Source organism: Proteus sp. fly-1067, from assembly GCF_040139345.1.
GTDB lineage: Bacteria > Pseudomonadota > Gammaproteobacteria > Enterobacterales > Enterobacteriaceae > Proteus > Proteus vulgaris_B.
Window position 1 is genome coordinate 70,377 of record NZ_JBEEUL010000011.1, and the last position, 25,500, is coordinate 95,876.

21 protein-coding genes, 1 tRNA gene and 1 pseudogene are annotated in these 25,500 nt (G+C 33.5%); 13 read left to right on the forward strand and 10 right to left on the reverse strand.

Translation table 11 applies throughout. The annotated features are described in order from the left end of the window. Nucleotides 1–34: 34 nt before the first annotated feature. The 5 genes from ABN217_RS14525 to trmB all read right to left on the reverse strand — a co-directional run bounded on the left by ABN217_RS14525 (nucleotide 35) and on the right by trmB (nucleotide 3,951). The gene (locus ABN217_RS14525; RefSeq protein ID WP_349439687.1) at nucleotides 35–985 is read right to left on the reverse strand and encodes a siderophore ABC transporter substrate-binding protein; all 951 of its coding nucleotides are present in this window, start codon (nucleotides 983–985) and stop codon (nucleotides 35–37) included. A 153-nt stretch (nucleotides 986–1,138) separates the two neighbouring features. Further along, complete coding sequence (locus ABN217_RS14530) at nucleotides 1,139–1,882, reverse strand: DUF2884 family protein (protein WP_196553649.1); 744 nt, start codon at nucleotides 1,880–1,882, stop codon at nucleotides 1,139–1,141. A 22-nt stretch (nucleotides 1,883–1,904) separates the two neighbouring features. Further along, nucleotides 1,905–2,831, reverse strand: a complete 927-nt coding sequence (gene glsB, locus ABN217_RS14535; protein ID WP_072071111.1) for a glutaminase B — start codon at nucleotides 2,829–2,831, stop codon at nucleotides 1,905–1,907. Between the two features lie 74 nt (nucleotides 2,832–2,905). Beyond that, the gene (locus tag ABN217_RS14540) at nucleotides 2,906–3,232 is read right to left on the reverse strand and encodes a YggL family protein (RefSeq protein ID WP_006534836.1); all 327 of its coding nucleotides are present in this window, start codon (nucleotides 3,230–3,232) and stop codon (nucleotides 2,906–2,908) included. After that, the gene (trmB, locus tag ABN217_RS14545; RefSeq protein ID WP_072071112.1) at nucleotides 3,232–3,951 is read right to left on the reverse strand and encodes a tRNA (guanosine(46)-N7)-methyltransferase TrmB; all 720 of its coding nucleotides are present in this window, start codon (nucleotides 3,949–3,951) and stop codon (nucleotides 3,232–3,234) included. Before trmB ends, ABN217_RS14540 begins: the two co-directional genes overlap by 1 nt. Before the next feature lie 217 nt (nucleotides 3,952–4,168). Between trmB and mutY the strand changes: the two genes are divergently transcribed. The 4 genes from mutY to ABN217_RS14565 all read left to right on the forward strand — a co-directional run bounded on the left by mutY (nucleotide 4,169) and on the right by ABN217_RS14565 (nucleotide 6,983). Then, nucleotides 4,169–5,209, forward strand: coding sequence for an A/G-specific adenine glycosylase (gene mutY, locus ABN217_RS14550; RefSeq protein WP_197269473.1), 1,041 nt, complete (start codon nucleotides 4,169–4,171; stop codon nucleotides 5,207–5,209). Between the two features lie 29 nt (nucleotides 5,210–5,238). Continuing rightward, nucleotides 5,239–5,511 carry an oxidative damage protection protein gene (locus ABN217_RS14555; RefSeq protein WP_072071114.1) on the forward strand — a complete coding sequence of 91 codons (273 nt, stop codon included), beginning with the start codon at nucleotides 5,239–5,241 and terminating at the stop codon, nucleotides 5,509–5,511. A gap of 63 nt (nucleotides 5,512–5,574) precedes the next feature. Continuing rightward, a complete protein-coding gene (mltC, locus tag ABN217_RS14560; RefSeq protein ID WP_115350598.1) occupies nucleotides 5,575–6,645 on the forward strand; it encodes a membrane-bound lytic murein transglycosylase MltC in 1,071 nt (356 codons plus the stop codon). Between the two features lie 262 nt (nucleotides 6,646–6,907). Beyond that, nucleotides 6,908–6,983: transfer RNA gene (locus ABN217_RS14565), tRNA-Phe, on the forward strand. A gap of 304 nt (nucleotides 6,984–7,287) precedes the next feature. Here ABN217_RS14565 and ABN217_RS14575 read toward each other — a convergent pair. Beyond that, on the reverse strand, nucleotides 7,288–7,461 hold the full coding sequence (locus tag ABN217_RS14575) for an ArdC family protein (protein WP_164526001.1): 174 nt from the start codon (nucleotides 7,459–7,461) through the stop codon (nucleotides 7,288–7,290). A gap of 1,052 nt (nucleotides 7,462–8,513) precedes the next feature. On the opposite strand from ABN217_RS14575, the gene ABN217_RS14580 reads away from it, so the two are divergent. Beyond that, nucleotides 8,514–8,987: an Hcp family type VI secretion system effector gene (locus tag ABN217_RS14580; RefSeq protein ID WP_072071115.1), complete on the forward strand. Its 474-nt coding sequence runs from the start codon at nucleotides 8,514–8,516 to the stop codon at nucleotides 8,985–8,987. 398 nt (nucleotides 8,988–9,385) lie between these two features. On the opposite strand, the gene ABN217_RS14585 is transcribed toward ABN217_RS14580, so the two are convergent. Next, the gene (locus tag ABN217_RS14585) at nucleotides 9,386–9,955 is read right to left on the reverse strand and encodes a DUF4225 domain-containing protein (protein ID WP_072071118.1); all 570 of its coding nucleotides are present in this window, start codon (nucleotides 9,953–9,955) and stop codon (nucleotides 9,386–9,388) included. A 6-nt stretch (nucleotides 9,956–9,961) separates the two neighbouring features. After that, a complete protein-coding gene (locus ABN217_RS14590) occupies nucleotides 9,962–10,189 on the reverse strand; it encodes a hypothetical protein (protein ID WP_349459549.1) in 228 nt (75 codons plus the stop codon). A gap of 762 nt (nucleotides 10,190–10,951) precedes the next feature. Here ABN217_RS14590 and ABN217_RS14595 point away from each other — a divergent pair. Beyond that, on the forward strand, nucleotides 10,952–12,208 hold the full coding sequence (locus ABN217_RS14595) for a M20 family metallo-hydrolase (protein ID WP_349459550.1): 1,257 nt from the start codon (nucleotides 10,952–10,954) through the stop codon (nucleotides 12,206–12,208). Here ABN217_RS14595 and ABN217_RS14600 read toward each other — a convergent pair. Both ABN217_RS14600 and ABN217_RS14605 read right to left on the reverse strand, forming a co-directional pair. Then, nucleotides 12,202–13,086, reverse strand: coding sequence for a helix-turn-helix domain-containing protein (locus ABN217_RS14600; protein WP_072070687.1), 885 nt, complete (start codon nucleotides 13,084–13,086; stop codon nucleotides 12,202–12,204). The genes ABN217_RS14595 and ABN217_RS14600 overlap by 7 nt on opposite strands. Before the next feature lie 273 nt (nucleotides 13,087–13,359). Next, nucleotides 13,360–14,556 (reverse strand): ROK family protein, encoded by a 1,197-nt coding sequence (locus ABN217_RS14605; protein WP_349459551.1) that lies wholly within the window; start codon nucleotides 14,554–14,556, stop codon nucleotides 13,360–13,362. A gap of 205 nt (nucleotides 14,557–14,761) precedes the next feature. Here ABN217_RS14605 and ABN217_RS14610 point away from each other — a divergent pair, with 205 nt between their 5' ends. From ABN217_RS14610 to ABN217_RS14640, 7 genes and pseudogenes are all read left to right on the forward strand, one after another. Continuing rightward, nucleotides 14,762–15,580 carry a purine-nucleoside phosphorylase gene (locus tag ABN217_RS14610; protein ID WP_164526000.1) on the forward strand — a complete coding sequence of 273 codons (819 nt, stop codon included), beginning with the start codon at nucleotides 14,762–14,764 and terminating at the stop codon, nucleotides 15,578–15,580. Nucleotides 15,581–15,663: 83 nt separating this feature from the next. After that, nucleotides 15,664–16,905, forward strand: a pseudogene (locus tag ABN217_RS14615) (nucleoside permease). Nucleotides 16,906–17,162: 257 nt separating this feature from the next. Then, nucleotides 17,163–18,935, forward strand: a complete 1,773-nt coding sequence (locus tag ABN217_RS14620; RefSeq protein WP_349459552.1) for a M10 family metallopeptidase C-terminal domain-containing protein — start codon at nucleotides 17,163–17,165, stop codon at nucleotides 18,933–18,935. 405 nt (nucleotides 18,936–19,340) lie between these two features. Continuing rightward, the gene (gene zapA / locus ABN217_RS14625; RefSeq protein ID WP_197269477.1) at nucleotides 19,341–20,768 is read left to right on the forward strand and encodes a ZapA family metalloprotease; all 1,428 of its coding nucleotides are present in this window, start codon (nucleotides 19,341–19,343) and stop codon (nucleotides 20,766–20,768) included. A gap of 164 nt (nucleotides 20,769–20,932) precedes the next feature. Then, nucleotides 20,933–22,672 carry a type I secretion system permease/ATPase gene (locus ABN217_RS14630; protein WP_197269478.1) on the forward strand — a complete coding sequence of 580 codons (1,740 nt, stop codon included), beginning with the start codon at nucleotides 20,933–20,935 and terminating at the stop codon, nucleotides 22,670–22,672. A 13-nt stretch (nucleotides 22,673–22,685) separates the two neighbouring features. After that, nucleotides 22,686–24,014 (forward strand): HlyD family type I secretion periplasmic adaptor subunit, encoded by a 1,329-nt coding sequence (locus ABN217_RS14635; RefSeq protein ID WP_349459553.1) that lies wholly within the window; start codon nucleotides 22,686–22,688, stop codon nucleotides 24,012–24,014. 2 nt (nucleotides 24,015–24,016) lie between these two features. Then, the gene (locus ABN217_RS14640) at nucleotides 24,017–25,366 is read left to right on the forward strand and encodes a TolC family outer membrane protein (protein ID WP_349459554.1); all 1,350 of its coding nucleotides are present in this window, start codon (nucleotides 24,017–24,019) and stop codon (nucleotides 25,364–25,366) included. Nucleotides 25,367–25,500: the final 134 nt, after the last annotated feature.

Sequence of the window (25,500 nt, forward strand, 5' to 3'; positions counted from 1 at the left end):
TTTTCTTTAATAACAAACTTTAAAGATTAATCAATTAAAGTGCACTTTCTACTGCTTCAATCTGTTTAGTTAAGCTATCTAAACCACCGCCAGAGAGATACCAAAGATCAGCTTGCAGATAAACAATACCACCATTTTTATAGGCTGAAGTTGTTTTGATAGCATCATCTTCAAATACGGTTTTTTCTAATTTACCCGCACCAATAGCTTCGCTACGATCCACAATTAGAATAACATCTGGATTAGCTTTTGCGATCATTTCTGATGTAACTACACGACGTTTACCTTTATCTTCCTCTGCTACAGGTGGTAACTCGGCTCTTTTTGCCTTAACAACATCATAAACAACACTTTGATTATTAGGCATTAAATTACCAGCATTATGCATCAACACTAATATTTTTTTATCAGATTCAGTAGCTTTTTTCTGAGCTTGCTCAATAACGTTATTTAATTTAGTAATTTGTTCTTGAGTCGCTTGCTGTTTATCAAATAACTCACCTAATAATTTTATATTCGACTCAACTGAATTGAGATAATTAGCGCTATTAGTACCTAAATTAACAGTAGGTGCAATTTTCGCTAAAGCTTCATAAGATGCACCTTGGCGACCAGTAATAATGATTAAATCAGGTTTAATTTCAGCTAGTTTTTCTAAGTCAGGCGCTTTCATACCACCGACATTAGCAACATTACTTGCAATACTACCTTTAATGTAAGCAGGGGCATTACCTAACGGTAACCCAACCACTTTATCGGCTAAGCCTAACTGAACTAAAGAATCATAGAGGCCAAAATCAAATAGGACCACTTTGGATGGGTTCTTAGCGACCGTTGTTTCACCTAACAAGTGTTTAATCACCATCTTGTCATTCTGTTGACTAATAACTTGGTTAGGTTGATATTCAATTGGCGTTTTGCTTAACGCAGAGAAACTCGTTACAGAAAGGATAGATGCGATAACTAAAGGAAGGATCTTCTTCATTAATTTTGCCCTGTTTAAGTGGAATACTCAAACAGGGCATTGTAAACAGCTCATCTCACAAGTCAATTGAATAGGAATGATTTTCATTATTATTTTCAATTATTGTGAGTTCACAATTTATAAAGCTTATTAATTACAAGGAATATAACGCTATTATTTATTCATATTTAATGAATTAATAAGTTCGATATGTTGGTTTTCCATCTGAGTTATTTTACTACAAGCTTGCTGACCAAATTGAGTAAATGCAGCTTCTTGCTGCTTCCACTCCTGATCTATGATTTTTTGGAAACCATCTAAGCTTCCTAATAATCCACCTAAGGCTTTTTTACTGTCGCCACCAGCAGCCGCTAATAACTGTTTTTTCCCCAATTCATTAATGCTGTCTTGCAACATACCACCAAGACTATTCTCTACGATTTCACGGCCTTTGGCTTCAACTTCTTTAATAGCTTGAGCATGAAAGGTGATGTTATTAGGTTCTATGCTAACCACTCTATCCATTTGTTGATTAAGATCTTTCTCTAACCGACTTAATCTATTGAGGATGTTGCTTTCTTTACCAAAAGCTTCAATCACCACTTTATCGAGCACTTTGCGAGAATCTTGCAGTTTTACCCCGGTTTCAGTTCTTAACCAAGGTACGTCTCGTCTCACTGTGGCTTGATACTTTTTTGCTAACTCTTGTTGTTGTGGCGTCAATGTGGCGCTTTTTTCATTTTGGAGTAATGTGCCATCAGGATAAATGACCATTAAACCATGTGAACCTGCAACTTCAACAAATTCAGAGGTTATGCGCAAATCATCTTTTGGCATTACAGCACAATCAAAACTGGGGGATGCATTGGCAGAGCCTGCAACAAAAAACAGTGCTACAGCAATATTTCTTAAATTCATAACAACTCTCCTGAAAACATGGCTAAAAAATCGAGCGCCCTACTTTGTTTGCTAATAATTCAAGTGCTGCACAACCTGCTAATGAGTTACCTGATTTATCCAGCTCTGGTGACCAAACTGCAACGGTAAAAGCATCTGGAACGACAGCAACAATGCCACCTCCAACACCTGATTTTCCCGGTATCCCAATACGAAATGCAAATTCACCGGCACCATCATACATACCACAAGTTAACATTAACGCATTTATTTGTCGGGTCTGTCTTGGCGTAATAATCTGATTTTTATTCCCAACACTTACACCCTGATTAGCTAAATAGCTAAAACATCGAACTAATTCAGTACAACTCATTTCTATTGAACAATAGTGAAAATAAGTTTCCAGCACCGTGATAACATCATTTTCAAAATTATCAAAAGATTTCATCAGATAAGCAATTGATGCATTTCGACTAAGATGCTCCATCTCTGATTTAGCCACTACTGAGTTATAACAAATATCAGGAGCATCAGTTAAAAAGCGAATAACTTCTAACATTCTTTGCTTTGGTGCACTTAATCGAGACTGCAACATATCAGTGATAACAATAGCACCCGCATTAATAAAAGGATTCCGAGGTATCCCTTTTTCCATCTCTAACTGTATTAAGGAATTAAAAGGCAGACCTGAAGGCTCTTTTCCTACACGTTGCCAAATTTCATCTTCTTCATAACGAGTTAAAGCGAGTGTCAAACTAAGCACTTTAGATATGGATTGAATAGAAAAACGCTTGTCTGCCATGCCCGATTGATAGAGTTCGCCATCCACCGTATAAACAGCCATAGCAAGCTGTTCCGGCAATACTTGGGCTAACGCGGGGATATAATCCGCGACTTTTCCTTGCCCGATTAATGGGCGAATTTGTTGCAAAATATCTGACAGTAATGCGTTAGATAACGTTGTAGTCACAGTCCCTTCCCCAGACAGACAAGGGCATCCTTTTGGATGCCCTTGTAATTATTTGCTAAATGTATAACTTTCTATCAGTCCCACCAAACGTCAAATAATTCAGAGGTCTGTACATCTTGCATTTTATTCTCTTTTAGGAAGTTTTCGACTAATTGGCGATGCTCTTCTGTACATTTACCAATTTGTTGTAAGCAGATTAAACCTTCCCAGCTCAGGTAACCACTTGCATCAAATGCCAGCCCATTTGGCTCAATGACTTTGAGGATCAGTTCATCAACAAAGCGATCCACTTCCTCAATTGGGGTATTTTCTGGGAAAGTCCATTTAACTGAAAAACCTAATTCCTGAAATTCATCGATACGCATTTTTTTGCGTAAACGGCGACTACGTTGTTTAGCCATTATTTTACCCTCTTGAACATAAGATCCCATACACCATGCCCTAAACGATGACCTCGTTTCTCAAACTTAGTCACTGGGCGTGTTTCTGGTCGTGGTACATAATCCTGAGTTTCTGACAAATTCTGATAACCTTCAACACTTGTCATCACTTCAAGCATATGTTCTGCATATGGTTCCCAATCTGTTGCCATATGAAAAACACCGTCTAACGTTAATTTTTTTAAAATTAATTCTGCAAAAGGCACTTGAACAATACGGCGCTTATTATGGCGCGCTTTGTGCCATGGATCAGGAAAGAATAACTGAACCATTTTTAAACTATTATCTGGGATCATGTGATTAAGTACTTCAATCGCATCATGACACATGACTCGCAAATTAGTTACTTGTTCTTCTTCAGCACTTGCAAGACAAGCCCCCACACCTGGCGCATGCACTTCAATACCGAAATAATTATTTTCTGGCGTATTTTTTGCCATAGTCACGAGCGATGCGCCCATTCCGAAGCCAATTTCCAAAATAACAGGTGCTTCGCGTCCAAAAACCTGACTGAAGTCGATGGGTTCCGGTTGATATTCAATGCCAAAAACAGGCCACTGCATTTCTAATGCTTGCTCTTGACGAGGAGTTAAACGGCCTTGTCTACGAACAAAACTACGAACGCGCCGTAAAGCACGCCCTTCTTCATTGAATTCCGGAGAAATTACATTCTTGATCATGTCTAATACTGTCAGTCGTTAGGCCAATTATTTACTTAAAATCGTTATAATGTCGCTATGGTATAAACTTAACCGACATTATCCAAAGATCCCTAAGTTTAGCAAGAGTCACTTATAGAAGCATCACTCTATAAGATAAATATTAAGAGTGTTTACAGTTTATTCTCACTGTGGTGCAATCTTACCTTAATCAGAACATGAGTTAATAAAATAAAACATGATGGAAGCACTGCAATTTTCGCAAGTCGTACTCAATTGGTATCATAAATATGGGCGTAAAACGCTCCCTTGGCAGCAAGAAAAAACGCCTTATCACGTTTGGTTATCTGAGGTAATGTTACAACAAACCCAAGTTGCAACGGTTATTCCTTATTTTGAGCGTTTTATTTCACGTTTTCCTGATGTCGTTGCGTTAGCTAAAGCACCATTAGATGAAGTGCTTCATTTATGGACAGGCCTTGGTTATTACGCAAGAGCCCGAAACTTGCATAAAGCAGCACAACACATTGTAGATAAACATCAAGGGCATTTTCCTGATACCTTTGAGGACGTTTGTGCTTTACCGGGTGTTGGCCGTTCAACCGCTGGTGCTATTTTATCGTTATCATTGAAAAAACCTTATCCAATCCTTGATGGTAATGTGAAGCGTGTTTTAGCTCGTTGTTATGCCGTTGAAGGCTGGCCAGGTAAAAAAGAAGTTGAAAATAAGTTGTGGGAAATCAGTGAAAACGTCACCCCAACTGTTGGTGTTGAGTATTTTAATCAGGCAATGATGGATTTAGGTGCAATGGTTTGTACTAGAAGCAAACCTAAATGTGATCTATGCCCATTAAATACAGGTTGTATCGCTTATGCTCAAAACAATTGGGCGGATTATCCTGGAAAAAAACCGAAAAAAGTTATCCCAGAAAAAACAACTTATTTTCTTATTTTACAATATGATAATCTTGTTTGGTTGGATAAAAGACCACCAGCAGGAATATGGGGTGGGTTATTTGCCTTTCCTCAGTTTGAGACAAAAACGCTTTTAGAACTGTGGCTAACTGAGCATGGACTAGAAAATAATGAATCAGAACAACTGATTTCATTTCGACATACTTTTAGCCACTTTCATTTAGATATTGTGCCAATTTGCGTAAAACTCTCGACGTTTACCTCTATGATGGAGGAGCAAAAAGGACTTTGGTATAACTTACAGACACCTGCAACCGTTGGGTTAGCGGCGCCTGTAGAGAATTTACTTAGACAATTAGCCTAAGCTAATCCCTGCGATATTGAGGACGTATTATGAGCAGAACTATTTTTTGTACTTTCCTAAACAAAGAAGCTGATGGACTTGATTTTCAGTTGTACCCAGGAGAAATTGGAAAGCGCATTTTCAATGAGATCTCAAAAGAAGCATGGACTCAGTGGATGACAAAACAGACGATGTTGATCAATGAGAAAAAACTCAACACTATGAATCCAGAAGATCGCAAACTATTAGAACAAGAAATGGTACGATTTTTATTTGAAGGTCATGATGTTCATATTGACGGCTACACCCCACCTGAAAAATAATATTCACTTTTCCAGAGCCTTTAAGGCTCTGGTCTTTTATTCACCATAGCGATGCAATTGACCATGAAAAAAATCCTTCTCTTGCTAATTATCGCCCCACTACTCATTTCATGTAGTAGCCAACCCTCTAAGACATTTGAACCTGATTACGCAAAGGACACCAATGCATTCGATATTCTTATGGGGCAATTTGCCAATAATATCGAAATGATTTGGGGGATGAAGGAAGTTTTAATAGCCGGCCCTAAAGACTACGTAAAATATACTGATGCTTATAAAACCCGTAGCCATATTAACTTTGAAGCAGGTACCATCACGATAGAAACACTAGGTGGTGATGCTCCTCAATTCCAATTACATAAGGCGATTGTCACTACATTATTAATGGGTGAAGATCCTGGCTCTATAGACCTCTATTCTGATGTCAATAACATCCCTCACAGTACAGAACCTTTTTTATCAGGACAGGTTCTTGATAATACAGGTCAGCCTATACGCTGGGAATGGCGAGCCAATAAGTTTGCTGATTATCTGATTGCCAATAAATTACAAAAACGCCAATCTGGTATAAATACAATTTGGTATGTCACCATTAATTTAGTCCCTAATCACCTTGATAAACGTGCACATAAATACTTACCATTAGTCCAACAAGCGGCAGCTAAATATGGTGTTGAACCTTCGCTTATCCTAGCTATTATGCAAATTGAATCAAGTTTTAACCCTTATGCAGTCAGTAGTTCAGACGCATTAGGTTTAATGCAAATTATGCCAGCAACGGCAGGACGAGATGTATTTCGCATGCAAGGTAAATCAGGGCAACCAAGCCGCAGTTACTTGTTCGATCCTGCTAATAATATCGATGCGGGAGCTGCTTATATTTCAATACTGCAAAACAGCTACCTTGGTGATATCAAAGATCCTATTTCCCGCCGTTACGCCGTTATACAGGCTTACAATGGCGGAGCTGGCAGCGTCTTACGTATATTCCATAGCGATAAGAAACAAGCAGCCGCTATGATTAACAACTTAGAGCCTACGCAAGTGTATACCACGTTACGTAATAAGCACCCTGCCGACCAATCTCGTCGTTATCTTGAGAAAGTCAGTACGGCTCAACGCAACTATCGTTAATTATTATTTGCTCTAAAGAAACAAAGCTTACTCAATCAATTTGGGTAAGCTTTGTTTGTTGTTACTAACCAAGAAACCGTCTTATTGTATTTTTTGTCACCACAATTCTAGCTACTACAAACTATGTTCAGCTTTGTTTTTACTCTTTCTTCGCGATAAATAGCGTTTTATTAACCAATAAGTTTAAAAAAACAGCAATCAAACAGTTTTGTGATAAATAACGTTGACGAGCAAGGCGATATCGGGTTTAATACGCCCCGTTGCCCGAATAGCTCAGTCGGTAGAGCAGGGGATTGAAAATCCCCGTGTCCTTGGTTCGATTCCGAGTTCGGGCACCATCTTCCATTTGTTCGTCAGTGAGTTAAATCACTGAGAGGGCAATCAAGAGTTGAGAAGTATAATTTGGCACTGTCACTTTATGTTGAAACTCTTAAACTAAACAGTCTTGCTCAAATCAAGGCTGTTTTTTTTATTTGTAACTTTTACTTTCTTTCCTAATCACTGTCAAATCTTGATACTCCTCCTGTTATTTTCATCACATCAATTCCGCTTCTAATATATCTCGCAAGTTATCAACACTTTCATCAATGTATTCTAATGTCGATATAATACTGGCATGAATTCATTGTAAATAACTCTCAATTAGCTACTTCCTTTTCTAGCAAGTCTTGAAGTATGCCCTGTTACTGCATTAACGGATAGCCCTTTATGCCAAGGTTCTATTCCTTTCTCTAATGCTTCAATAATCTTACTTGTCACTATGTGATAAGGATAGTTTTGCCGTGAGGATGTCCGACCTATTAATTCCTTTTTCATAGGCAATTCTCTTTTGGGGAAAATAAAGAAAGTTGATTTAATGAATGTTGTAATCACCCGAAAGTATTTCTTTCAGATTGCTGAAATATTGGCTGTTGCTAAAAATAACAAGATAATATTTAAAAAGCAAACACTAGGAATACTTAGTATGTAGGTTAAATTATTTTCTCGTAATTTATATTAACCCCTAATTAGAGTGATTTTATATTACTTAAAATAAAATCATAAAAATACACTCAAAAAATTTAACTTAAGATAATTAAATTAACCATAAAATAAAATCAATCTTCAATTATGGTATTAAATATTAATCTTATGTTATCATTAATCTGTAAAAACAAAAAATGGTATAAAATAAATGTTTAATAAAAAAGAAAAGAAAATATTAAAAAAAGCAAGAACAACACCTTACTTTATTAGTATAAAGTCAAGTGTATCATCAGTAATAAACACAACCTTAGTCATTTTATTATTATCTATTTTTTTCAAAAAGACAATAACTTACCATATCTATTGATAATATTAATATCATTATCACTTTCAGTTACAATATATTTAGTTATTACAAAATTCCTCTTTGGAAGCATACTAATCGGTTTTAAAATAACTATAATTTATCTAAAAATAAAGATGAATAAATTACTCCTCTTTATATTCAGAAAGTAAAACTCTTGCTTTATTTACTGACATTCCTGAATTATACAAAAAAGTAGGCTTTGACATTTGATTTATTTTAAATGTGAAATCAGAACGGATAGCACTGACTAGCCTTCTTGAGCACCAGCCACATGCCTTTTGAACCTCTTAAAATGTCACAAATCCAAGATTTACACCACTCCAACTCACAGCACCAAACTAGAAAAGCGGTAATACGATATACATAGCGATTACGTTCTGGTGATTGCACCATATAAATTGTCACAATACATAGATAGTAATTTATCTATTTTTAAATATAATAAATACATAAATTAATCTAATAAGATTAACTTTAAAGTAAATTTAGCTTTAGATAAACATGAAGTTTAATTATATAAAAAGGAAAATAATTAATGTCTAATAATATTTATTTAAGAATAAATGGAAATATTCAGGGTAATATTTCAGCAGGATGCTCTTCATACGATTCACTTGGCAATAAATATCAGAGTTCTCACTTAAATGAAATATTAGTTATAGCATCCACATTTGATATATCAAGAAGACAAAATTTAAGTCATGCCCCTCTTTCTATAACCAAACATGTTGATAAATCGACACCATTACTAATTACGGCAATTACAAATAACGAAATTTTAAAATGTGAAATTGATTACTATAGAACTTCTCATACCGGCGCCCAAGAGAAATATATGACGGTTGTTTTAACCAATGCTTCTATTGTCAATTACTCACAAATACATGCAAGTACCTTAACTCAAAGTAATTCATTACCTAGCGAAATTATCACTATACAATATGAAAGTATCACCTGTAACCATATAATGGCAGGAACATCTGGATATAGTATTTCTGAACTAAGTTAACTAGTGAAAATTTAATGGTGAATTTAATATCTTGATTCACCATTAATTAAATCTATCTTTCATAAAATATCAATATGATAAATTACTTTTTTTTACCAAATGTCAGTGATATACAAAGGTAAAGTGCAAAAAAGAGACAGCTATAGCGAATAATATCTTTATTACCAGATCTTATAAATAATTCACCAATAAAAAATTTATCACCAAATTTAAATATAATAAGGCAACTACTACCAACAATATAAATAAATATAAGATACATTAAATTTAAAAATCTACTCTCTTTATTAAGAAGATAAATCTGTAATTTATATAGAATATAAAATAATAGAAATGAAGATAGATAGAATAGAAAAAGTTCCAACCAGCCAAATGGAAAAGGTGATAACACATCAAAATCATTCACTTTTATTTTTTTCCTTATATAAATCGTATGTAGAATAGAAGGTCACACCATCAAAGAAAAACTCAGAAGTAAGTGATAATCGCCCCATTGATTGCCATGATGTTATAAAATCACTCTTAATATAATGAAATAACTTCCATGAATCTTCTTTAAGAACAGGTTTTAGTAGTGATGCACCAGATAAACTTAAATCAACCACATTATAAAATATATCCGCTTCATTATCACCATAACCTAAAGCTTTAGATGTTGCTCTATATCCGTTTCTTACAGGTCCGCTATATTCCTCTCTAAATAATAAATAATATCCATTTTCAATCATACTATTTACACCTTGAGATACCATTCCAACTCCTAAACTACTGCATAATGTTCCGACAGATCCCACACAAGAAGCTCCCCCTCCATATATTTGCATTGCTCCGCTGACAAAACCTACTTGTTTGAGTGTTAATTTATTATTTTCCTCACTTTCTTCTTGTTTACGTATTATTTCAAAAAGTGCATATTGCATTACGCTTCGATTTCTTAGTAAATTATCCTGTAACTCTAACCTTTCAATTTCATCTTAGATATTATCTAACCCTGCTGATAAACTTAAGCAATAACTGCTTACCTCTAACTCTGTTCTAGCAATAAGTTGTTCTATATCATTTAAGAACATCATTCTTGCAAAAGAATCACCAATATATTGATAGGCAAATTTCATTGCTATTTTTCTTAAATAACTGGATTCTCTTCTTAATGTATCTCTATATACATCGCTATAACTATAGTCTAGTTCATACTCAGTCATTTCTTTCACATCCTTATTTAAAATAAAAACTTAAGTAATATCTCATCCAAATTATCGGCTATTATAGTGTAATATTTAATAATTCTTATCAATAGTGAATATTTAGTTTTCTACTTAGCAGAGAGATAAAAGTCCATTTAACTAAAGCAATAAGATAAATAGACTATAAATCTAAATATATAAGATAGATCATTATTTATTTTAATAATTAGAAAAATAATTTCATATAAAGACTTTCTATATTTACATATTATTTATGATATTTAACGGAAAACCCAACATTCCCCTAATAATGTTATAAATGTTATAAATTTTATTTAATATAAAAATCAATATATTATTAATACAAAAAACTCAGGGGTATTTCTAATTATATTTTATTATTAGTATATAAATCACAATTTAAATAACTCTTAAAAAAATAAATTCACTACCAATAATAATTCTTATTTTCATTTTGAAATTAAAAATATAATTTTAAATATACTTAGCCTAAAAAAGCGATCTGTTTTATAACATTTATCATACAATTTAAGTTCATTTAAGAAATACTCCATATATATATCTCTTTTTAATTAATACCTATCTCACAGAATATGAAATTCACCTGAATTGTCATTGACGAAATATAACTTCAGCAGTAAATATAATAGGTAATGATTATAAAAACAGTGACCATCTTTGAAGATGGCTTTTTTAATCCTTAAATTGTCTCATTTTTTAGACAGAGAGATATTACAGAAACCACGGGAGAATTCTCTTATGACTCAACAAGATACAGCGACCCACTATTCAATTGATGATATGAAAACATTAATTGAAACAATGCAGATTTATAAAAAAGACAACAGTGGCAAAGGGATCACACGTATTGCCTATGGTGAAGAAGATGAAGCCGCACATTTGTATATTGCAGGTTTAATGAAAGAAGCTGGCCTTGAAGTCTATCGTGATGGCATTGGAACACTATATGCCCGTTTACCGGGTAAAGATCGCTCATTACCCGCAGTAGGAACGGGCTCTCACCTTGATACTGTACCTCAAGGTGGAGCATATGATGGTGCTTTGGGTGTAATTGCTGGCTTTTATGCTTTAATGCAATATAAACCACAACAGCTTAAACGTGATCTTGAACTTGTTGTTTTTCGTGCAGAAGAATCTAGCCGTTTTGGTTTTTCATGTATTGGCAGTAAGGTCTTAACAGGAAAAATAGATAGAACTCGTTGGGAGCAAAATAAAGATGATAATGGCAATAACTTCTTTGAAGTTTTGAAATCATTAGGTTATCAGCACGATAATTTGGATAGTTGTTTAGTTAAAAAAGATCGTTATAGTGCATTTGTTGAGCTTCATATTGAACAAGGTAAACGCCTTGAAAATGACAAGAAAACCATTGGTATTGTTAATGGTATTGCAGCACCGACACGTTTTTCAGTCACTGTTAATGGCCATGCAGATCACTCTGGTGCAACTCCAATGTATCAGCGTCAAGATGCGTTAGTGGCAAGTGCGGGGATTATTACCGATATCAACCGAGCAGCATGTACTGAAGCCGTTTATGGCACTGTAGGTACGGTGGGTAAACTCAACGTTGTTCCGAATTCCATGAACGTCATTCCTGGGCAAGTTAAATTCTCTGTTGATATTCGTGGTATTGATACTGAAAGTATTCAGCGGGTTGTACAACGTTTAAATAACAGTGTTGAAAAAGCAGAAAAAGATTTTGGTGTTGCTATTGATGTTCAACCAATTTCTGCTGAATCGCCAGTCAAATTAGATGATTCAATTTGCCAAGTTATTGAAAGCTTATGCCAAAAACACAATATCGACTATATGACCATGTTAAGTGGTGCAGGCCACGACTCTATGAATATGGCGTCACTCTATCCAACTGCGATGATCTTTACACCTTCAGTTGCTGGTATTAGTCATCATCCTGATGAATTTACCGAGTTTAGTGATATTGCTGTCGCTGCAGATTTATTAGCAGAAACATTAGGCACATTAGCAAATCAATAATGACTGACTATTTGTTTTAAAAGGTTAATTGCATCATCCCCTTTGGTCGCTTTTAACCATAATTTATCAAAGAGAGATTGATATTGAAATATCGCCTCAGTTGAAGAAGTTACAGTGGCAATGCCCGTACTGACATTAGGAAACTCACCTAAACGGAACGGGCTAACAGCTAAAGAAAGAGGCACTTTGTCTTGATAAAATAATTGGAAAGTGAGAGATGGCATAGTATCTGAAATAATTGCAATATTAAGATAATTATTCTTTTGCTCTAGCTTTTCAATTAAATGAAGAATTTCGCTTTTTGCTCGCTGTTTTCTTTCTTGTTGCAATGTTTTCGTTAAATTAACTGAACCTAGCATACCAACATAAAGAAATTTCTCGATTTGTTGTTGGCTAATAAGGTTATAAATATGAGGTGAATGTAGGGATTGATGTTTCTTACGCTCTTTTAAAATAGATAAAACTTCTTGTTGTTTTTCAGATAAAAGATTTAAAGGTGATGCTTCTGTTAGCATTTCAACCAATGTTTTGTCATAACAATCTGAAGTTAATAAATAAGAAAAAGGTTCGAAGTGAGTATAAATATGTGAAGATTGAGTCTCAAGTTGGCGCATTCGTTCGAAAAAACCATTCGCACTTGAGTAATATTCGGTATTAATACCTAATAAACTCGTTAATGAAGTATTTAATAATCTAGCAAGATTATCGAGAGTTTCAATCTTAACAATTTCGCCTTTTTCTAATCGATATACGGCGGCACGAGAGATACCTAAGCTTTCTGCAACATCTTCAGCTTTTAATGAAGAGGCTATACGGTAAGCTCGTAGTCGATAGCCAATGGATTGATAATCTATTTTTTCTCTAGGTATGTAAGGCATATTTATAATTGGCTCCCAAATGCACAAAGTACCAGGGTAAAGTAACGTCACTATAATAGGATGTTAGTTGAGATAGTTTAAATTAAACCCAAAATAAAAAGAATCACCTTCCTCACAATGAGGTAAATAAAAGAAGTTTGCAGTAAAAAGTTAGTCTATATCAATAAACCTGTCTCCTAGCAGGTAACCTCACCAGGGTTAAAGCAGTAAAAATAAACAACAATAAAAAACTAAAAGGCGTTGTAATTGATATTACAGCGCCTTTTTCATTTATTAATTAACCAAATGTTCCAATACCATTGCTCCTGCACCTTGAGATACGATTTCATAAGCATGATTTGCGGGATAAACTTCTGTTTTTATATTTGGGAAAAGTGCGAGTTTAGCTTCAATCGTTTTTTTTACGGTATCAAAAAATGTATATTTAGGAATTAATGTACCGCCACACACAACAATATCAGGCTGTAGCATTAAGATTGAGTTTGCAATAGCCAATCCATAGTAATAAGCAGCTTCTTCTAATGCATCAATACACAAAGGATCACGCATTTCAATTGCCTGAAAAATAGTATGATAACTAATTTCATTATCAGTACTAACAAGCGATGTTAATAAAGAGGTTTTTCCTCGCCTTATTTGATGAATAACATTATTTTTTATAGCATCTAAAGAACAGAGTGTATTTAAACAACCGTAAGAGCCACATTCACACAAAGGTCCTTTTACATCAATTGTCATATGGCCAAAACAATTCATAGTTACTGATGTATCAGTTAAAAACTGGTTAGCAATAATTGCACAACCTCTGACTTCAGTATCACAAGATGTAAATAAAAACCGTTGTGTTTTTTGGCGGTAATATAAACGAAACTCAGCTAATGCAGCAAAATGTACTCCACTCCCTACCGTTACGTAAGTAGGAATTTTTTTACGCAATAATATTTCTAACTCACGAAATTCTTCATCAAGAGATTTAGACACTAATTGATGTTCAACAACATGCTCAATAGAGATCCCTAATCCCAGCACCTTTTCATAATTAATTTTATTTTTTAATAATAAAGCATCAATTTTAGGCAATAGTTTTTCTGTCATTTCAGAGGCAGATAAATAAGGTTCAGGTGAGATTTTAATTTTATCTAACATATTTAGCTTTAGGTCCATTAAGACAATAGTTGAATAGACCTTGCTTAACTCAATACCGATTAAAAACACCCCTTCTGCATTTATATTATACAAAATAGGTTTTCGTCCACCGGTTGACTCACCTAATTCTGCAGTTGTAATTAATCCAAGAGCATTTAATTCGTCAAGTAATCGGGCACAAGTCGCTGGCTTCATTTGTGCTAACTCAGTCAACGTTTCTGTTTTTATCGGGCCATTTTCTGCGATTAATTTATAAAGGCTTTTCAGTTTTAATGCTTTTGATGTCTTAGAAGATTGAAGTTCTTTTAAATTTTTCAATAGCATAGCTATTTCCTTTATTAAATTATTTCGCTAGTCAAAGAGGAATACCGCTATCTTACTGTAAAAAAAGTAATAGTTCCTTAGTCAAAACAAACAACATGATCTTAATCTCAAAATGAGAAAAAGAAAGTTGTTCATTTCTGCATATCAGGCAAAGTACTCTCAAACATAATTTAAAACGTAATGATGATTTACACAGGAGAGTGTCATGCACCAGATTTCTGAAATTAATAAAGCGAAAGAATTTGTTCAATCTAAAACATCTGAAAAACCAACTATTGGGATCATTTTAGGATCAGGTTTAGGTCCTTTTGCCGATACTTTAGAAGATGCTGTACACATCCCTTATCACACTATTCCACACTTCGCAGCATCTGGTGCTGTAGGGCATGCTAATGAATTAGTGATTGGTAAAATCGCGGGAAAAACGGTAGTTGCAATGAAAGGCCGCTTTCATTACTACGAAGGTGTATCTCTTGATGAAGTGACTTTTCCAGTGCGTGTTATGAAAGCTCTGGGTGTAGAAAAATTGATTATCACTAACGCATGTGGCGCTGTAAATACAGATTTTAATCCTGGTGATCTAATGTTAATTACGGATCACATTAATCTGACAGCAAATAACCCCCTAATTGGACCTAATAACCCTGAATTAGGTGTTCGTTTTCTAGATGTGAGTGAAGTTTATAACAAAGCAATGCGCCAAATTGTTATTGATATTGCCAAAGAACAAGATATCACTTTACGCCAAGGTGTCTATGCATGGTGGACTGGCCCAACATATGAAACACCGGCTGAAATTCGCATGATAAGAACATTGGGTGCTGATGCCGTTGGCATGTCAACGGTACCAGAAGCACTTATTGCTCGCCATTCCGGCATCAACACTATAGGTATTTCATGTTTAACCAATATGGCTTGTGGAATTTTAGAACAACCACTTAGCCATGATGAAGTGATTGAAACCGCAGAGCGCGTAAAATCTACCTTCTTAAAACTTATTAGTGAAGTGATCGCACGTTTATAACTTTTTATCAATTAAAGAAAAAGTGGAGTATAGATAGCTGCCTATATTCCACTCTAATCCTATCCCCAACAGTGGAGATTGTTATGGGAATAAAAATACAGCTTAAAGGCATGATGTTTATGCAATATTTTATCTGGGGAAGTTGGTTAATCACCCTAGGTGCATACATGATGCAAACATTACATTTCACTGGGGTTGAAGTTGGGTTAGTTTATGGCTCAAAAGGTATTGCCGCCCTCATTATGCCTGGTTTACTCGGAATAATTGCAGATAAATTTATTCCCGCTAATCGTTTATATATTATCTGTCATGTGATTTGTGCTATTGCTTTGTTTTTTGCGGCATCAGTGACCGATCCTACCATCATGTTTTGGGTTATGTTCATTAATGCATTAGCTTTTATGCCAACAATTGCACTTTCAAACTCAATTGGCTATTTCTGCTTAAATAAATACAAACTAGATTCTGTTGCTAATTTTCCCCCTATTCGTGTTTTTGGCACGATAGGTTTTATTATCGCTATGTGGTGTGTTAGCTTACTCAAATTAGAACTCAGTAACACTCAACTATATATTGCATCAGTCGCTTCACTTTGTTTGGCACTCTATTCGTTTTGTTTACCTAAAATACCAACAGCCCAGCATAAACAATCAACGTCTTGGGCCTCTCGCTTAGGATTAGACGCTTTTGTTTTATTTAAAAAACCTATAATGGCTGTCTTCTTTTTATTTGCCATGCTATTAGGTGCAGTGCTTCAAATTACTAATACATTTGGTAGTCCTTTTATTCATGATTTTGCTAAAAACCCTGAATTTTCCGATAGTTTAATTGTTCAGTATCCATCAATTTTATTATCAGTATCATAAATGGCTGAAGTCGCCTTTATCTTAGCAATTCCCTTCTTTCTAAAACGTTTTGGCATTAAAAAAGTCATGTTAATTAGTATGATTGCATGGACTTTACGTTTCGGATTATTTGCTTATGGTGATCCCTCTCCTTGGGGTTTCGTATTGCTAATGCTTTCAATGATTGTTTATGGTTGTGCATTTGATTTTTTCAATATCTCAGGCTCTATTTATATTGAAAATGAAGTAAAACCTGAAATAAGAGCCAGTGCTCAAGGGTTATTTATGACTATGGTTAATGGTGTTGGTGCATACGCGGGTTCCATTTTAAGTGGCATGGTTGTAGATCATTTTACAATTGATGGAATAAAAGATTGGCAATCTATTTGGCTAATTTTTGCTTCATATACATTAATTCTAGCGATTATCTTTGTGATTGCTTTCAAAGAAAAAAAAGAACACTCAGATATAAAACCATGACGAGCAAGTAATAAATATATAACGGTAATAAATTATTCTATATTTATTACCGTTTTTATAAATATCTCTTTAATTTATAACAGCATAACCTCCCTAAAAAATATGAATCTATTCAAATCATATTTAATAAAAATCACTTACAAGATAAAACTATAAATTAATTATTTAATTGTTAATTTTTTGAAAGTTATTTAATTAGCCTACAATAAAATACAACTTCTTTTTATATAAATATAGTATTAATTAAAGGTAAATATATGGTAAGCAAATCAAATGGATTTAATGCTGTTTATAATATAATGTTAGGAAATAAAAACACCTCTAAATGGAACAACTATATACCAGAAAAAGGTTATACCGAAGTATCATATAGTTTCCCTTTATGGAGTGATTTAAGAGAAAATAAATATAAAACAATAACAACATTCAATGAATCACAGAAACAATTAGCTAAAGAAATATTGCAACAATGGGAAGATGTTGCAAATATAAAATTTGTAGAACACACCCCAAATAAAGATACAAACATCAAATTTGGTTTATATAATAATGTACATGAAGGATTTAATTATACCTCACCTTCTGTTGCAGGATTTGCAACATACCCAGAAAAAAATGCCTTTTATAAAAATAAAATAGAAAAAGTAAGTGATTATAATTATAGCGGTCAAGTATGGATTAATTTATTTGAAGTGAAACAGGCTGATGTTATTGAAAAATCATCAATAACATCAAGTCAAAAAATAAAAGTAAATTTATTTAAATCAAAATCTGATAATATTAATTACTATTTTCATGAAACAGATACTCATTTTATTTTATATGAAAGTAAAAATTTAAATGTTCATAATAATAATCAAGGGCAAGCACCAGAAAAAGGAACATTTAAAGAGCATGCTTATCGGCATGAAATAGGACATGCGCTAGGTTTGCATCATACATTTAACAATGTAGATAAGACCGATTACAAAGAAAATAGCACACAATATTCAGTAATGGCATATCGTACTCCTACACAAGATGCGTATTATCATGGCATTAATCCTATGACACCTCAAATTATGGATATTTGTGCTATTCAAACCCTTTATGGAAAAAATACTACAACTCGGATTGGTAATACTATTTATGGATTTAATTCAAATACTGAAAGAACAGCGTATAGCTTAAATTCGGCAGAAGATAAAATTGTTGCATGTATTTGGGATGCCGGTGGAAATGATTGGCTCGATTTATCAAAATATCATGTTGATCAAAAAATAGATCTTAATGAAGGAGCATTTTCTGATGTTGGAGGATTAAAAGGTAATCTTTCTATTGCTTATGACACCGTTATTGAAAATGCGATAGGCGGAAGCCAGGACGACATCATGACAGGAAATGATATTAATAATTGCCTTCTTGGAAAAGACGGAAATGATACGTTATATGGTCGTGATGGTAATGATTCCCTTTATGGTGGTCAAGGTGATGATAAACTTTACGGCGAAGCGGGTAATGATATTCTTTTAGGTCATTTAGGCAATGATCTTCTATGTGGTGGTCAAGGAAATGATCAATTAATGGGCGGATTAGGTAATGACTATCTTTGGGACGATGAAGGAAATAACATTTTATGGGGTGATGAGGGAAATGACATTTTAATTTCCGGTGAAGGTAATGATCACCTCTATGGTGGAAATGGTGATGATTATTTAGATGCTGGTAAAGGTTATAATCAATTAAATGGTGGTGATGGTAAAGACATATTTGCTTTCCATTTAGGCGATAATAATGAGATCAATTTGATTACTGATTTCAAACCTAATATTGATAAACTTACATTTTATCAGATTGAAAATGGTATAAAAATTAATACAGCACTCACTTTTTCAAACAATCAGTGGCTAAGTAAAAATGAAGCCAATATCAATTATGATAAAGAAAAAAACGTTACAACATTAAAAATAAATTCAGATAATGAATTTTCACAAAATCATTTAATAATCAATTTGGTTGGTGAATTTAATCATGATGCTCTATTTTTATAATTAGCAAATATTAATCTCTTATTATTATAAATTACTTGATGATAATTTCCATCATCAAGTAATTTGATTTATCACCCTATTAATAAACTCTAACACCTTAATAAAACACATATAAAAACGACCCCATTAGTCATATATAAAAAAGATTATTCTTTTAAAATAACCTTTATAAATAATAACGATAATAAAAATCTCGAAAGGTAATATAACTACAATTGTATTTACTTAATTAAATTATTCTGACTTAAAACACACCTCACTTCACAATTATTTAAAAACATATTTTCCCCCTCTAGATTAATATCAATAAATAGCTATCTTTATTATCGCTGGCATTCGCCAGATAATAAAACTATTTTCAATATGAAAATAAACTTAACCTAAACTTGATATCCGGAGGATATTATGGGTTCTTCTTTATTAAAAAAAGCAGTAGGATTATCTAATGTTTCTGATTTATTAGATAAGAGTGGAATTTTTTATAATTTCTCAGCTAAGACTCTACCTTCTTTTGATTATGATACCGCAGGAAAACATATCGCGCGTGAAGATTCCACATGGAATGGGAAATATGTTATTGGACAAGCGGCAGAAGTAACGTATTCATTCCCAACTTGGGCGGGTAAAAAATTTAATGACTTTGGTGATAAAAATCCCTATGGGTTTAATTCAGCACAAAAGGATCATGCAAGACAATCTTTAGATGCATGGTCTGATATTGCAAATATTAAATTTACAGAAGTAGCACCGAATGTAAAATCAGATATTACTTTTGGAAATATTACTGATCCTTACGGTAAATTCCAAGCTTATGCAACATTACCAAATACCCCTGATTATTATGGGCGTGATATTTCAGGACAAGCCTGGTTTAGTGATTATTATTATGCGGGTAATACAACGCCTGAATTAGGTAATTATGGTCGCTTAACAATCATCCATGAAATTGGTCATGCTCTTGGTTTAATGCATCCTGGTGATTATAATGCAGGTCAAAATGTGCCTGGATATTTAAAATCTGATTATGCTGAAGATAGTCGCCAATATACCGTTATGAGCTATTGGGATGAATATGAAACTGGTGCACACTTCCAAGGTGCTTATGCTGGTGCTCCTTTACTTCATGATATTTCAGCAATGCAATACCTCTACGGTGCAAATACAACAACCAGAACAGGTGATGATGTTTACGGCTTCAACTCAAATACAGGTATTGATTATTACACTGCAACAAGCAGTAATGATAAATTAATATTCTCTGTTTGGGACAGTGGTGGTAACGATACATTTGACTTCTCAGGATATTATCAAGATCAAGTAATTGATTTACGTGAGGGTCATTTCTCTGATGTTGGCGGACTACAGAAAAACATATCTATTGCCCAAGGCGTTACAATAGAAAATGCAATTGGTGGCTCTGGTAATGATATTATCTATGGAAATGATGCTGATAATATTCTCATCGGTGGCGGCGGTAACGACATACTGTATGGTGGCGGTGGCCAAGATACATTATGGGGTGGTACAGGTAGCAACACCTTTGTCTATAAAGAAATCTCCGACTCTCTAGTCTCAGCAGCAGACAAGATAATGGATTTCAAATCAGGCATTGATAAGATTGACCTATCGGAGTTAATCGAAAATACCTTCAGTCATAAATTCCTTAATTTTGTTGATAATTTTACAGGTCGTTCAGGTGAGGCAACCATTAAGTATGATCAATCAACAAACTCAAGTGAACTCGCTATTAATGCTTATGGTTATGACTCTAGTGCTGATTTCAAAATTGATATCGTAGGATTTGTTAATTACGAAACTGATTTTATTGTTTAAGTCGTGATTTATTGGGTAGGAGAAATAGTATTCTCCTGCCCTCTTTTTACTTACATGGAGTTATTTTTATATTTTTTTAAAAAAATAAATATAAATTATCATGCATATAGATAAAAAATCACAAATATAAACAAATAGATAAGAATAAAATCAGGAATAACATTATGCCAGAAAACAAACACAACAATGAAATAACCAGTATTATAAAAGAGAGAAAAAAAGTATTTCTTTCCATTGGAATATTTACAGCACTAATAAATATTTTAATGCTAGTTCCTTCAATCTATATGTTGCAAGTTTATGATCGTGTATTACCTTCTGGTAATGAAATGACACTATTGATGCTAACACTTATTATGTTAGCTCTCTTTATTTTTATGGGTGGACTAGAATATTTAAGAAGTATCATTGTAATTAGAATGAGCAATAAGCTTGATTTATCACTTAATTCGCGCATTTATACCGCTTCATATCAAGCTAGATTAAATAAAATACCGGGTATTAATTCTTCTTTAGCTTTTAATGATTTAGTGACAATTCGTCAATTTATTACAAGTCATGCTATTTTTGCCTTTTTTGATTTACCTTGGTTTCCTATTTACCTTCTTGTTATTGCTTTATTTAATCCTTGGTTAGGATTATTTGCATTATGTGGTGCACTCATTTTATTTTCATTAGCTATTCTTAATGAATATTTGTCTAGAACATCATTAAAAAAAGCCAATGAATTTGCTAATCAAGCACAAGTCATACAGGGCCATCATTTCGAACATCCACAACCCATTGAAGCAATGGGCATGTTAAATTATTTGCGAACTCAATGGCAAATTACCCACTTTAAATATCTACAAGCACAAACTCAAGCAAGTGATAATGCTGCAGGAGTTAATGCAATAACGAAAGTCACTCGCATGGCATTGCAATCCTTAATGCTAGGATTAGGTGGCTGGCTTGCAATAGACAATACAATTAGCCCAGGAATGATGATTGCAGGATCAATATTATTAGGTCGTGCTTTAGCACCGATTGAACAAGTTATAGGTGTATGGAAAAACTGGGATAGTAGTAAAGAAGCCTATAAAAGGTTAGCCACACTATTAAAAGCTTATCCTGAAGAAAATAAAAAAATGGCACTACCTGCCCCTAAAGGTGAATTAACGGTCAATATTAATCAGGCTCAATACCCTCAAACAGAACATACACTATTAAATAATATTCATTTTTCACTCAGCCCAGGTGATGTGCTTGGTATTATTGGCCCTAGTGCTTCAGGTAAATCCTCTTTAGCTAAATTTATTGTTGGAATATGGGAAGTTAAAACAGGTTCAATTCGCCTTGATAATGCAGATATATATCAATGGAATAAAAGCGAAGTTGGTCAATATATTGGATACCTTCCCCAAGAAATCGCCCTTTTCCCAGGGACAATTGCCGAAAATATTGCTCGTTTTTCCGAAATAGATCCTCAAAAAGTGACTCAAGCTGCAATGATGGCAAATGTTCATGAAATGATTTTACGTTTTCCTAATGGGTATGAAACCGTTATTGGTGCGCATGGAGAAGGATTATCAGGGGGACAACGACAACGAATTGCGTTAGCGCGCGCATTGTATGGTAACCCTACACTGGTTGTTTTAGATGAGCCAAATTCTAATTTAGATGATTTGGGTATTAAAGCGTTAATACAGGCAATTCAAACTCTCAAACAAAATAAAAAGACCGTTATATTAATCACTCATCAAAAACAATTGCTCTCAGTGACGAATAAGCTTTTAGTTCTTTTCGATGGTCACACTAAATTATTTGGATCTACAACCGCCGTTATTGCTGAATTAAATAACTCATCAATAATAAAGAACACCCCAACACCATCAAATACACCGATTACTCAAAGTAATTCTTAATATTGAGAAAATAATGATGATCACAGAGAAAAATGAAATCAATATAGTTAAAAATATTTCCGATGATCCTAAAAAATTCTTAATAATAGGATGGTCTGTTATTCTTTTAGGCTTGGTGATCTTTATTTTTTGGGCTGCATTTGCACCTTTAGATAAAGGGGTCTCCGCCACAGGTAATGTTTCAATTTCAGGCAATAAAAAAAGTGTTCAAGCATCCGTAGAAGGTATTATCACTGATATTTTAGTGAAGAATGGAGATAGTGTAACTGAAGGCCAAACACTTATTCAATTAAGTCCCATACAATCCAAAGCCTTAGTAAAATCCCTATCAGATCAATATGATAATTTACTTATTACTCAACAACGTCTTTATGCTCAACTCAATGAAAAAACAGAGTTTATTTTAGACCCTACCGAAAAATACTATTCATCTTCAAAGAGCCTAAATAAACTCTTGCAACTACAAAATAGATTACTTAATGAAAAATATATTGAATTGCATAGTGAAATAAATGGCTATAACGCCATTATTGATGGTATTTCTAATCGTTTAATTCATCTAAAAAGATCAATACTAAACAAACAAAATCAAATTAATAGTTTACAGAATCAAATAAAAGATTTACGTACTCTTGCTACTGAAGGCTATATTCCTCGTCATCGTTATCAAGAGGTTGAGCGTGAGCTCGCTGAAAATAACAATCATCTTAATGATACCTTAGGGCAAATAAGTACTTTAGAAAAACAAAAACTAGAGTATGAACAGAAAATATTACAACGTAATGCTAACTTTTATCAGTCAGCACGTACTGAACTTAATCAAATTCAATTACAAATAAGTGAAACTGAAAAGCAACTTATTATTGAGATGGATAAGCTGGCTAAAATGAAAATTACAGCCCCTATTTCAGGAACAGTAATGGATTTGTCTGTTTTTACACAAGGTGGTGTTGTTAGAACAGGACAAACATTAATGGAAGTTGTTCCTCAGGATCATCAATTAATTATTGAGGCTCGTTTAGCTCCTCATTTAATTGATAAAGTAACTCCCGGCCTTCCTGTTGATTTAATGTTCAGTGCTTTTAATCAAAATACGACACCTAAAATTCCGGGTGAAGTTACTTTAATTTCAGCAGACAGACTTATTGATGACAGAACAACAGAACCCTATTATCAAGTATTTATTAATGTAAAAGATAATGCACTTCTTGCTAATAATAAAAATATATTAAAGGCTGGTATGCCCGTTGATGTGTTTATTAATACAGGCGATCGTTCATTACTCAATTATCTCTTTAAGCCTGTATTAGATAGAGTTCATACTTCTTTAACGGAAGAATAATTATGCTAATAAAAAAACTTTCTATTATTATATTGATATGGATGTTCAGTTTTCATACTTTTGCTATCACATTATCTGATCTCTATTTTTTGGCTGTAAAAAATGATCCTACTTTTAATGCTGCAATAAAAGAACAAATTGCAGGCAAAGAGTATGAAAATATTGGATTATCCCAGTTACTTCCTAGTGTTCATGTCAATTACCAAAATAATCCGCGAAATTGGCAACGTAAAGTTTATCCGATTAATACTAGCCAAGGAGAAATACAAAGAACAGAATATCAAAATTACCAAAGCCACTCTGTCAGTGCGATTATTAGTCAACCTCTATTTGATTACACTGCTTTTAGTGACTACAAATCATCAGTTATACAAACGTTACTATCAGATAGTCGTTATCAAGTGAAATTCTCTGAACTAGTGATTAGATTGGTTGAACATTATATTGAATTAGCCTATGCCCAAGATAAATTATTATTAAATCTTTCTCAGCAAGAGATTTATAAAAAACAGCTTACTTCTAGCCAACGCTTATTTGAGTTAGGAGAAGGAACAAAAACAGATATTTCAGAGATCCAAACTCGATTATATTTAACTCAATCTCAATATACGGATATCCAGCTTGAATTAGATAATGCTAAAAATAAATTAAGTTCAATGATTGGTAATCCACTTCCTTATGATGAGCATATTGCAAAATTAAATAGTCAAAAGTTTATATTACAGCCTATTACTCCCAATAATTATGAAGAATGGGAAATGGAAGTAATGCAAAATAACCTCAATATTCAAACTGCACGCTATGAAATGGCAATAGCGAAACAAGAAGTAGAAAAAAATAGAGGTGAATTTTTTCCAACCGTACAACTCTATGCTTCTTATTCTAATAGTGATTCTGATAGCAATAATACGGTAAATCAGAAATATCAATCTGCTAATATTGGTTTTTATGTCAGCTTACCTTTATTTAATGGTGGAAAAACGACAGCATCAATGCGTCAATCTACTGCGATGTATCAGATGAGTGCTTTTGAAAGGGATGCTATTATTCAACAAATTACACAAGAGTTACGTTATCAATATCAAATTTGCACGACCAGTAATATAAAACTAAATGCATATGAACAGTCTGTTTCCTCTGCTAAGTTACAATTAGATGCAACTCAAAAAAGTTATATTGGTGGGCAACGAACCATGGTGGATGTTCTTAATGCTGAAGAATTATTGTATCGTGCTCAACAAGATTTAATTAAAGCTAAATATGATTATATTCAAGCTTGGACATTATTACATCAATATACTAATACATTAGATATTGAGAAAATAAAATTAATTGAAAATTATTTTCAATAGTGTAATTAAATATTTTCAATAAGAAATACTAATGTAAATATAAAAGTCCTAGATCGTATATCGATCTAGGGCTTTTAATTTAAGTAATTTTTGATTACTTACTTTAGCTAGCGGGTATCATCACTTCTTTTTAG

Excerpts from the sequence above, each read along its gene's own strand:
- ABN217_RS14525 (WP_349439687.1), bottom strand. The coding sequence starts at position 985 with ATGAAGAAGATCCTTCCTTTAGTTATCGCATCTATCCTTTCTGTAACG.
- ABN217_RS14530 (WP_196553649.1), bottom strand. The coding sequence starts at position 1,882 with ATGAATTTAAGAAATATTGCTGTAGCACTGTTTTTTGTTGCAGGCTCT.
- ABN217_RS14540 (WP_006534836.1), bottom strand. The coding sequence starts at position 3,232 with ATGGCTAAACAACGTAGTCGCCGTTTACGCAAAAAAATGCGTATCGAT.
- trmB (WP_072071112.1), bottom strand. The coding sequence starts at position 3,951 with ATGATCAAGAATGTAATTTCTCCGGAATTCAATGAAGAAGGGCGTGCT.
- mutY (WP_197269473.1), top strand. The coding sequence starts at position 4,169 with ATGATGGAAGCACTGCAATTTTCGCAAGTCGTACTCAATTGGTATCAT.
- ABN217_RS14555 (WP_072071114.1), top strand. The coding sequence starts at position 5,239 with ATGAGCAGAACTATTTTTTGTACTTTCCTAAACAAAGAAGCTGATGGA.
- mltC (WP_115350598.1), top strand. The coding sequence starts at position 5,575 with ATGAAAAAAATCCTTCTCTTGCTAATTATCGCCCCACTACTCATTTCA.
- ABN217_RS14575 (WP_164526001.1), bottom strand. The coding sequence starts at position 7,461 with ATGAAAAAGGAATTAATAGGTCGGACATCCTCACGGCAAAACTATCCT.
- ABN217_RS14580 (WP_072071115.1), top strand. The coding sequence starts at position 8,514 with ATGTCTAATAATATTTATTTAAGAATAAATGGAAATATTCAGGGTAAT.
- ABN217_RS14590 (WP_349459549.1), bottom strand. The coding sequence starts at position 10,189 with ATGACTGAGTATGAACTAGACTATAGTTATAGCGATGTATATAGAGAT.
- ABN217_RS14595 (WP_349459550.1), top strand. The coding sequence starts at position 10,952 with ATGACTCAACAAGATACAGCGACCCACTATTCAATTGATGATATGAAA.
- ABN217_RS14600 (WP_072070687.1), bottom strand. The coding sequence starts at position 13,086 with ATGCCTTACATACCTAGAGAAAAAATAGATTATCAATCCATTGGCTAT.
- ABN217_RS14605 (WP_349459551.1), bottom strand. The coding sequence starts at position 14,556 with ATGCTATTGAAAAATTTAAAAGAACTTCAATCTTCTAAGACATCAAAA.
- ABN217_RS14610 (WP_164526000.1), top strand. The coding sequence starts at position 14,762 with ATGCACCAGATTTCTGAAATTAATAAAGCGAAAGAATTTGTTCAATCT.
- ABN217_RS14620 (WP_349459552.1), top strand. The coding sequence starts at position 17,163 with ATGGTAAGCAAATCAAATGGATTTAATGCTGTTTATAATATAATGTTA.
- zapA (WP_197269477.1), top strand. The coding sequence starts at position 19,341 with ATGGGTTCTTCTTTATTAAAAAAAGCAGTAGGATTATCTAATGTTTCT.
- ABN217_RS14630 (WP_197269478.1), top strand. The coding sequence starts at position 20,933 with ATGCCAGAAAACAAACACAACAATGAAATAACCAGTATTATAAAAGAG.
- ABN217_RS14635 (WP_349459553.1), top strand. The coding sequence starts at position 22,686 with ATGATGATCACAGAGAAAAATGAAATCAATATAGTTAAAAATATTTCC.
- ABN217_RS14640 (WP_349459554.1), top strand. The coding sequence starts at position 24,017 with ATGCTAATAAAAAAACTTTCTATTATTATATTGATATGGATGTTCAGT.